Raw genomic sequence first — 8,836 nt, forward strand, 5'->3', positions numbered from 1 at the left:
GAAACCTACAGAACCTGGCTCCAAATCGCTTGACATCAATAGGAGCATCAAGTGGTCGTGACCGCTGATGGCAGCATCACGTCTGTGACCGCCAAGCTGCATGTACACCGGTACGGCCCGGACCAGCCCACCGACGTGTTGGCCATTCACGGCCTGACCGGGCACGGTCAGCGGTGGCAGACCCTGGCGGTGCGGCATCTGGCCGAGTTCGCCGTCGCGGCGCCGGACCTGATCGGGCACGGCCGGTCGTCGTGGGCGGCGCCGTGGACGCTGGAGGCCAATGTCGACGCGATGTCGGCGCTGATCGCAGCGGACGCACCGGTGGTGGTGGTCGGGCATTCGTTCGGCGGCGCGCTGGCGCTGAATCTCGCTGCGGCCCGGCCCGATCTGGTCGCGGCGCTGGTGCTGCTCGACCCGGCCGTCGGCCTGGACGGCGAGTGGATGCGCGACATCGCCGAGGACATGCTGGCCTCCCCGGACTACACCGACCGCGCCGAGGCCCGCGCGGAGAAGGCCAACGGCTCGTGGGGCGAGGTGGAACCGGCCGAGTTGGACCGCGAACTCGACGAGCACCTGGTCCAGTTGCCCACCGGACGAGTGGGTTGGCGGATCAGCATCCCGGCGATGATGTCGTACTGGAGCGAGTTGGCCCGCCCGATGGTGTTGCCGCCCAAGGGCACACCGACCACTTTGGTGCGGGCCGGCCGGACCCGCCCCGCCTACGCGTCGGACGAGCTCATCGCGTCGCTGACCGAGCGGCTCGGAACGCATTTCACGTTGCTGGAGTGGGATTGCGAGCACATGGTGGCGCAGGCGCGTCCGGCCGACACCGCGGTGGTGATCCGCGACGCGCTGAAACGGCGTTAACGATGGCGGCGATCACCGACGAGCAGGTGGAGACCGTACGTGCGTTGGTCGCCGCGATTCCGCGCGGCCGGGTGTCGACGTACGGCGACATCGCCGAGGCCGCAGGGCTTTCCAGCCCGCGCATCGTCGGCTGGATCATGCGCACCGACTCCGCGGATCTGCCGTGGCATCGGGTGATCCGCGCGTCGGGCAGGCCCGCGCCGCACCTGACCAGCCGGCAACTCGAGTTGTTGCGCGCCGAAGGCGTGCTGGCCGACGACGGACGGGTGCCGCTGGCCGAGGTGCGCCACCGGTTCTGATCCCGCGAACGTGGGCTCGCGTCACGCGAAATCGCTCCGGGGCGTGCGGGTAACCCACGTTCGCGCCCGCCTCGCGGGCTAGAGGACCAGCCGCACCAACGCGGCCGTGCGGGCCAGGCCCGGAAACGCCGCCGCTGTAGACCTCGGATGCAGCGCATGCACCGCGATGCGGAACATCAACGCACGCAACAGCATCTGTGGCCACTCCGGCAGCGCGTTCCAGCGTTCGATCAGCCCGTCGTCGGCCTCCCCCCACGACAGCGCGTCGACGACGGCCACCCCCGCGCCCCACGACGCCGGCCGCCAGTACGGGGTGATGTCGGTGATGCCGGGGGCGGCGGTGCCCGCGAAAAGCACTGTGCCGTACAGGTCTCCGTGGACCAACTGGCTGGGGCTCTTGGTCGGCCGGCGCAGGGTGGCCAGCTGGTTGAGCAGTTCGATCGAGCGCTGCCCGTCGACGGAGCCCGGGGCGACCCGTGCGCCGGGCGGCAGCGAGTGCAACGGGCGCTCCTCCCACGCGGCGCGGTCGGCGGCGATGAACACGTCGACGTCGGACCACGGCGCGACGGGGGGTTGGGTGAGAAACCGGGGCCGTTCGAGCTTGGCGGTCGCCTCGTGGAGCCGCACCGCGGCCGAAACCACCTCGTCGTGGCGGGGTTCGGGGCTGCCCGCGACGAAGGTGTCGGCCCGCCAGCCGGCCACCACGTACCGCCCGTCGGTGGAGCGCACCGGCCGGGCCAGCCGCACTCCGTCGACGAACAAGGTCTCGCGCACCTTCGCCGACCAGGCGGCGCGGGCATGGTCGGCGACCATCGAGAGCACGACTTCGCCGCAGCGCCAGCCGCCCTCCCAACTCGATCCGAGCGGGACCGGCTGCACGCCGGTCAGCCCGAACGCCGCCAGCACATGATCCGGCGGGCCTTCGACTGTCACGAGCTCAGCCTAAGCCGGAAATGGGCAAACTCGGCGTTAGTACATCACCATGTCGGGTTCGAGTTGCTTGCCCCAGGCCACGATTCCGCCCTGCACGTGCATGGCGTCGGAGAAGCCGGCCTTCTTCGCGATGGCCAGCACCTCGGCCGAGCGCACCCCGGTCTTGCAGTAGAACACCGGGGTGCGGTCGACGGGCAGTTTGGCCAGCGCCTCACCGGATTCGAACGCCGACTTGGGGATCAGCTCCGCTCCGTCGATGCGGTTGATCTCCCACTCGACGGGTTCGCGGACGTCGATCAGCGCCAGCGGCTTGCCCGAATCCATCAGTTCCCGAAGCTCCAGCGGGGTGATGGTGGCGTCGGCGGCGGCCTCGGCGGCCGCATCGGACACCACGCCGCAGAACTCCTCGTAGTCGATCAACTCGGTGATCTTCGGGGTGGCCGGGTCCTTTCGGATCTTGATGGTGCGGTAGCTCATCTCGAGCGCGTCGTAGACCATCAACCGCCCCAGCAGCGGTTCCCCGATACCGGTGATCAGCTTGATCGCCTCGGTTCCCATCACGGAGCCGACCGACGCGCACAGGATGCCCAGCACCCCGCCTTCGGCGCACGAGGGCACCATCCCCGGCGGCGGCGGCTCGGGGTAGAGGTCGCGGTAGTTCAGGCCCGCCCCGTTGGGCGCGTCCTCCCAGAACACCGAGATCTGGCCCTCGAAGCGGTAGATGGAGCCCCACACATACGGCTTGCCTGCCAGCACCGCGGCGTCGTTGACCAGATAGCGGGTGGCGAAGTTGTCGGTGCCGTCGAGGATCAGGTCGTATTGCGCGAACAGGTCGACGGCGTTGTCGGGCTCCAGGCGGAACTCGTGCAGCCGCACGTTGACGAGCGGGTTGATCTCGAGGATGGAGTCGCGCGCGCTCTGCGCCTTGGACCGGCCGATGTCGGACTGGCCGTGGATGACCTGGCGTTGCAGGTTGGACTCGTCGACGACGTCGAAGTCGATGATGCCGATGGTGCCCACCCCGGCGGCCGCCAGGTACAGCAACGCCGGTGAGCCCAACCCGCCGGCCCCGATGACCAGCACCCGGGCGTTTTTCAGGCGCTTCTGCCCGTCCACCCCGAGGTCGGGGATGATGAGGTGACGGCTGTAGCGCGCAACCTCTTCGCGGGTGAGTTCGGCCGCCGGTTCAACCAGCGGCGGCAACGGCGTCGACACCGAAATTTCTCCTTGATTGGCTGTCCTAGCTCAACAATAGGCACCATCCACAACGCCGAAACCACCGTGTGGCTTCCCCGCGCCGTCACGAGCGCGCGCACCGGAGCGGTCGATCGCGGCGCGTCGGAGAAAGACCCGGTTTCAGGCGATCGGGTACGGCCAGGGGTTGAACCGGCAGGTCTTGCCGTCGGGGTTGACCGTGCCCGGGTCGAACCGGGCCGCGTCGTTGTTGTTGGTGGAGAAGGTCTGCTGCATCATGATCGGCGCCAGGTCCCCGTTTTCCGGACACTGCTCGTGACGCTGGTAGCCGATGGCGTGACCGACCTCATGGTTGATCAGGTACTGGCGGTAGGAGCCCACGTCACCCTGGAACGGCACCGCACCCCTGACCCACCGGGCCTCGTTGATGAAGACCCGGGGTTGACCGTCGGCGTAGGCCGGGTTGTAGCAGGACGCCTCGAGTTGGATGTCGTAGCCGCAGCCTTCGCGGATCGTCATGGGCGTGGTCAGCGACACCCGGAAATCGGGCTCCACCCCCGAGGTGGCGTCGACGCGGATGAACGCGAACTGCGGATTGTGCGTCCAGCTCTTGGGATTGGCGAGTGTTTCGCCGACCATCCTGGCGAATCCGTCGTCCCCGCCGAACGTCGTGGTGTCGATGCCGTCCTCCACCTCCACGCTGTAGGTGAACACCTTGGCGGTGCCCTCCCCGAACTGCGGGGCGGTACCGGGGACGACGCGCCAGGTCTTGGCTCCGGCCGGGGTGAACGGTCCACCGGCGGGCAGGATCCCGGTGGGCAGGTTGGCGTCGAACTCGGTCAGCCCCTTGGGCGGGGCGCCGATGATCGCGGTGCTGGCCACCCCGATGGTGGGAGGCCCCTGCACGGGGCCTTCTAGCTGATCGGGCGCGGGGGCGCTGGTCCCGGTGATCGTCTGGTAGACGACGACCACCGTCAGCGCCATCAGCACAGGCAACGCGTAGGCTCGCCAACCGTAGGTGGAGACGAAGCGGCCCAGCCAGGTCTGTTTGCGAACACGCCGGTGCTCGTCGCGGTTGGACCTGATCCGCCCGGACCCCTCGGACAGGGGGTCACGTTGCGCACGCAGCGGCTCGCGCCACTCGTTACGCAGCGCGGGCACGCGACTACCCACGCGACGCTCCGAGTCGTGAGTCACCGAATCAGGATGACACAGGCGCAGGCGCAGGCACTTCCGGCGCGCCATCGGCAAGCCGCGAACCGCCTGCCGGTACGGCTTTGCCGACGGTAGTAGTGTCATTGCCTAACTAGACCGGATGAAGGACATGATGAGCGATCTCGCGAACACCGCCGCGAGGAGAGGCGCGCCGCCGGCAAACGGTGACGGCTTGACCCGACGCGGCAACAGGCTGCCTCGTGATGAACGTCGCGGGCAGTTGCTCGCGGCGGCCAGCGAAGTATTCGTCTACCGCGGTTACCACGCCGCGGGCATGGACGAGATCGCTGATCGGGCCGGCGTAAGCAAACCGGTTCTCTACCAACACTTTTCATCGAAGCTGGAGCTTTACCTGGCGGTGCTGCAGCGCCATGTGGAGAACCTGGTGTCCGGAGTGCGCCAGGCGTTGCGCACCACCACCGACAACCGCCAGCGCGTGCGCGCCGCCGTGCAGGCGTTCTTCGACTTCATCGAGCACGACGGGCAGGGCTACCGGCTGATCTTCGAGAACGACTACGTCACCGAACCGCAGGTCGCCGCGCAGGTGAAGGTCGCCACCGAAGCCTGCACCGACGCGGTGTTCGACCTGATCAGCCACGATTCCGGGCTCGAGCCGCACCGCGCCAGGATGATCGCAGTCGGCCTGGTCGCCATCAGTGTCGACTCGGCACGCTACTGGCTGAACAACGACCGGCCGATCTCCAAGGAAGACGCGGTGGAGGGCACCGTCCAGTTCATCTGGGGCGGCTTGTCACACGTGCCGCTCACCCGGTCTTAGCGGGCTCGACTCCGACCCCGAACCCGACGCGGCGCACGTCTGCCGCGCCGATCTCGACGTACGCGATCTTGCTGGTCTGCACCAGAAAACGGCGGCCCTTCTCATCGGTGAGGGCCAGCACTCCTGACTGCCGGTCCAGCGCGTCGGTGATCACCTTCTCGACCTCGCTTGGCGTCTGCGCGCTGTTGAAGACCAGCTCACGCGGGCTGTCCATGACACCGATCTTGACCTCCACGCTGCGGACCCTTTCCCTCGTGGCACCTCTCGAAAACACTTGAGCCAAGGCTAATGGACGGCCTCGGCGCCGCGGCGGGGCGGGCAGTTCGCGGTCAGCGAAGCCGCCTTTCGACCGCGGTCGGGGCGTCGGCTGCAAACAGCGACCGAACCGAGTCCGGACCGTAACCCAACACACCGGCCTACCGACCTCATCCGTCACTCCAGCATCGATAGCATCAGCCGGGTATTGCTCGATACGACCGGGAAAACCCATATGAACAGGCCTTATACCGGACCATCGCCGTATTCGCTGACCCCGACCGAACGGCGCGGCGCCTACGACGAGTCACCCATCGCCCAGCTCGACTACGACTCTCGCCGCGAGGCGGGCTACGAGACCGGCTACGACACCGGTTACCGGCCGGGCTACGACACCGGCTACGACGAGACCTACGACGAGTACGCCGACGAGTACGCCGACTTCGAGGACGACGAGGCGCGCATCGACCGGCGCTGGATGTGGGTGGCCGGAATCGCCGGCATCATCCTGTTCGTCGCCGTCGGCACCACGGGCGTGATCCTCGGCGGCGGGGACAGCGGGTCGGTGACGGCCACCGCGACGTCGACGGCCCCGGCCCCCAGCACCGCCGCGACGTCGGCCCCGCGGACAGGCAACACCGGCGCGCCGCTGGTCCCGAGCCTGCCCCCGGAGACCATCACGACGGTGACCCCGACGGCCGAGGTGACGCCGACGGCAGAGGTGACGCCGTCCGCCCAGCCGGTCCTGCCTCCCGCGCAGGCCGCGCCGCCGCCGCCGGCGCCCTCACCGCGCGCCGTGACCTACCGGGTGACCGGCAACCGGCAGCTGATCGACCTGGTCACGATCATCTACACCGATTCGCAGGGCGCGCTGCGGACCGAGGTCAACGTCGCGTTGCCGTGGGCCAAGACGGTCGTGCTGGACCCGGGCGTGGAGCTGGCCTCGGTGACCGCGACCAGCGTGGGCGGTCAACTCAACTGCAACATCACCGACGCGTCCGGTGCGGTGCTGGCCGCGCAGAACAACAACACGATGATCGCCAACTGCACGAAGTAGGGCACCGGCCTCAGGCGAGGCCCAGCTCCTCCATCCGGGAGGCATGCGTGCGCTGAAGCCGGTCGAAGAACTCGGTCATCTGGGTCAGGCCCTCGCCGCTGGACATCACCAGGTCGACCAGCTCGTCGTGATCGGCCAGCACGAACTGCGCCTGCGTGATCGCCTCGCCGAGTAGCCGGCGTGACCACAACGCCAGCCGGTGGCGCTGCTTGTCGCTGGCGGTCACCGCCGCTCGCACCTCGGCGACGACGAACTGGGAGTGCCCGGTTTCGGACAGCACGCGCCGCACCACATCGGAAACCTCATCTGGCAGTGCATCGGCGATCTCCAGATAAAAATCGGCGGCCAACGCGTCGCCCACGTAGGTCTTCACGAGCGCTTCGAGCCAGGTGCTCGGGGTGGTCAGCCGGTGGTAGTTCTCCAGCGCCGACGCGTACTTCGTCATCGCGGGCACCACGTCGACTCCCCTGCGCTCCAACGCATCGCGGAGCACCTCGTAATGGTTCATCTCGGCGGCGGCCATGATCGCCATGTTGATCCGGCCCCGCAGGTTCGGTGCCATTTTGGCCTCGTCGGTGAGCCGGTAGAACGCGGCGACCTCGCCGTAGGCCAGCAGCGCGAACAGTTCGTTGACGCCGGGATGATCGGGTGACACGCCTGACGTCACCGAGGTGGACCTGTGCTCGGATGGCGGCGTGGAATTCATGGGTCAAGATTAAACGCCGCCCGGCGCGCCGACCGTTGGGCGAGTGCCCACAGGTATGATGGGTGACGGCAGTGGCACGTGAGCTCGCCGCTACCGAGAAATGTGCGTGCACGCAGTTGGTCCGCCTATAAGCGCTGGGCCCCGGCAGTAGCTTCGTCGAACTCGTGCGCGCGTGTGGACGCCATGAGGAACGACAATTGAAAGGCTACTTCTCCCGCGTATGACGCATCTCAACAAAACCTTTGCTGAACTCGGGGTTCGCGACGAAATCGTTCGCGCACTACGCGAAGGCGGCAAAGAACATCCGTTTGCTATCCAAGAACTGACCATGCCGCTCGCGCTGGCGGGCGACGATCTGATCGGGCAGGCCCGCACCGGGATGGGCAAGACCCTGGCGTTCGGGGTGCCGCTTCTGCAGCGCATCACCACCGATACCGACCGGCCGCTGACCGGTATCCCCCGCGCGCTGGTCGTCGTGCCCACCCGCGAACTGTGCCTGCAGGTGTCCAACGACCTGGCCCTGGCCGCCAAGTACCTCAGGGTGGGTGACCGCAAGCTGACCGTCACGTCGATCTACGGCGGGCGTCCGTACGAGCCGCAGATCGAGGCGCTGCAGAAAGGCGTCGACGTCGTCGTCGGTACGCCGGGCCGGCTCCTCGACCTGGCCCAGCAGGGCCACCTGCAACTGGGTGGGCTGTCGGTGCTGGTGCTCGATGAGGCCGACGAGATGCTCGATCTGGGCTTCCTGCCCGACATCGAGCGGATTCTCAGACAGATCCCCGACAAGCGGCAGGCGATGCTGTTCTCGGCGACCATGCCGGATCCCATCATCACGCTGGCCCGCACGTTCATGACCCAGCCGACCCACATCCGGGCCGAGGCCCCGCATTCGGCGGCCATTCACGACACCACCGAGCAATTCGTCTACCGCGCCCACGCGCTGGACAAAGTGGAGCTCATCAGCCGGGTGCTGCAGGCGGAGGGGCGCGGAGCCACGATGATCTTCACCCGCACCAAACGCACCGCCCAGAAAGTCGCCGACGAACTCGCCGAGCGCGGCTTCAGCGTCGGCGCGGTGCACGGCGACCTCGGTCAGGGCGCCCGCGAGAAGGCGCTCAAGGCGTTCCGCACCGGCGAGATCGACGTGCTGGTGGCCACCGACGTCGCCGCCCGCGGCATCGACATCGACGACGTCACCCACGTGATCAACTACCAGATCCCCGAGGACGAACAGGCCTACGTGCACCGCATCGGCCGCACTGGCCGGGCCGGCAAGACCGGTGTCGCGGTGACCCTGGTGGACTGGGACGAACTGCCCCGCTGGCAGATGATCGACAACGCGTTGGGCCTGGGTTGCCCCGATCCCGCCGAGACCTACTCCAGCTCGCCGCATCTGTACGAGGAGCTGGGCATCCCGACCGACGCCGGCGGCCGCGTCGGCGCGGCCGCCAAGCCGAAGGCCAAGCGAGCACCGGCCGAGCGGTCGGCCGAGCGGCCCGCGCGCACCCGCAACCGCGCGCGGCGACGTACCC

At 68.2% G+C, this 8,836-nt stretch carries 10 protein-coding genes; 5 read left to right on the forward strand and 5 right to left on the reverse strand.

All coding sequences use genetic code 11. From position 1 onward, the window contains the following. Positions 1-84: 84 nt before the first annotated feature. Together MELE44368_RS22555 and MELE44368_RS22560 are read left to right on the forward strand one after the other, a co-directional pair. Positions 85-867, forward strand: a complete 783-nt coding sequence (locus tag MELE44368_RS22555; protein ID WP_128110541.1) for an alpha/beta fold hydrolase — start codon at positions 85-87, stop codon at positions 865-867. Positions 868-869: 2 nt separating this feature from the next. Beyond that, positions 870-1,166: an MGMT family protein gene (locus MELE44368_RS22560; RefSeq protein WP_128110542.1), complete on the forward strand. Its 297-nt coding sequence runs from the start codon at positions 870-872 to the stop codon at positions 1,164-1,166. Between the two features lie 78 nt (positions 1,167-1,244). Here MELE44368_RS22560 and MELE44368_RS22565 read toward each other — a convergent pair whose 3' ends face one another. From MELE44368_RS22565 to MELE44368_RS22575, 3 genes are all read right to left on the reverse strand, one after another. Then, the gene (locus tag MELE44368_RS22565; RefSeq protein WP_046754109.1) at positions 1,245-2,099 is read right to left on the reverse strand and encodes a TIGR02569 family protein; all 855 of its coding nucleotides are present in this window, start codon (positions 2,097-2,099) and stop codon (positions 1,245-1,247) included. Between the two features lie 36 nt (positions 2,100-2,135). Continuing rightward, on the reverse strand, positions 2,136-3,314 hold the full coding sequence (gene moeZ / locus MELE44368_RS22570) for an adenylyltransferase/sulfurtransferase MoeZ (protein ID WP_128110543.1): 1,179 nt from the start codon (positions 3,312-3,314) through the stop codon (positions 2,136-2,138). Between the two features lie 141 nt (positions 3,315-3,455). Next, positions 3,456-4,490: a DUF3152 domain-containing protein gene (locus MELE44368_RS22575; RefSeq protein ID WP_409366148.1), complete on the reverse strand. Its 1,035-nt coding sequence runs from the start codon at positions 4,488-4,490 to the stop codon at positions 3,456-3,458. Between the two features lie 130 nt (positions 4,491-4,620). Between MELE44368_RS22575 and MELE44368_RS22580 the strand changes: the two genes are divergently transcribed. Continuing rightward, the gene (locus MELE44368_RS22580) at positions 4,621-5,286 is read left to right on the forward strand and encodes an HTH-type transcriptional activator FasR (RefSeq protein WP_128110545.1); all 666 of its coding nucleotides are present in this window, start codon (positions 4,621-4,623) and stop codon (positions 5,284-5,286) included. Here MELE44368_RS22580 and MELE44368_RS22585 read toward each other — a convergent pair. Beyond that, a complete protein-coding gene (locus tag MELE44368_RS22585) occupies positions 5,273-5,521 on the reverse strand; it encodes a DUF3107 domain-containing protein (RefSeq protein WP_128110546.1) in 249 nt (82 codons plus the stop codon). The genes MELE44368_RS22580 and MELE44368_RS22585 overlap by 14 nt on opposite strands. A gap of 255 nt (positions 5,522-5,776) precedes the next feature. Between MELE44368_RS22585 and MELE44368_RS22590 the strand changes: the two genes are divergently transcribed. Continuing rightward, positions 5,777-6,598 carry a hypothetical protein gene (locus tag MELE44368_RS22590; RefSeq protein ID WP_128110547.1) on the forward strand — a complete coding sequence of 274 codons (822 nt, stop codon included), beginning with the start codon at positions 5,777-5,779 and terminating at the stop codon, positions 6,596-6,598. 10 nt (positions 6,599-6,608) lie between these two features. Here the strand turns inward: MELE44368_RS22590 and MELE44368_RS22595 are convergent, their stop codons facing one another. Then, positions 6,609-7,304, reverse strand: a complete 696-nt coding sequence (locus MELE44368_RS22595; RefSeq protein ID WP_128110548.1) for a ferritin-like fold-containing protein — start codon at positions 7,302-7,304, stop codon at positions 6,609-6,611. A gap of 220 nt (positions 7,305-7,524) precedes the next feature. Between MELE44368_RS22595 and MELE44368_RS22600 the strand changes: the two genes are divergently transcribed. Beyond that, a partial coding sequence (locus MELE44368_RS22600) for a DEAD/DEAH box helicase (protein WP_164890203.1) occupies positions 7,525-8,836 on the forward strand: 1,312 nt, incomplete at its 3' end.

The sequence above is a fragment of the Mycolicibacterium elephantis DSM 44368 genome (assembly GCF_004014805.1).
GTDB lineage: Bacteria > Actinomycetota > Actinomycetes > Mycobacteriales > Mycobacteriaceae > Mycobacterium > Mycobacterium elephantis.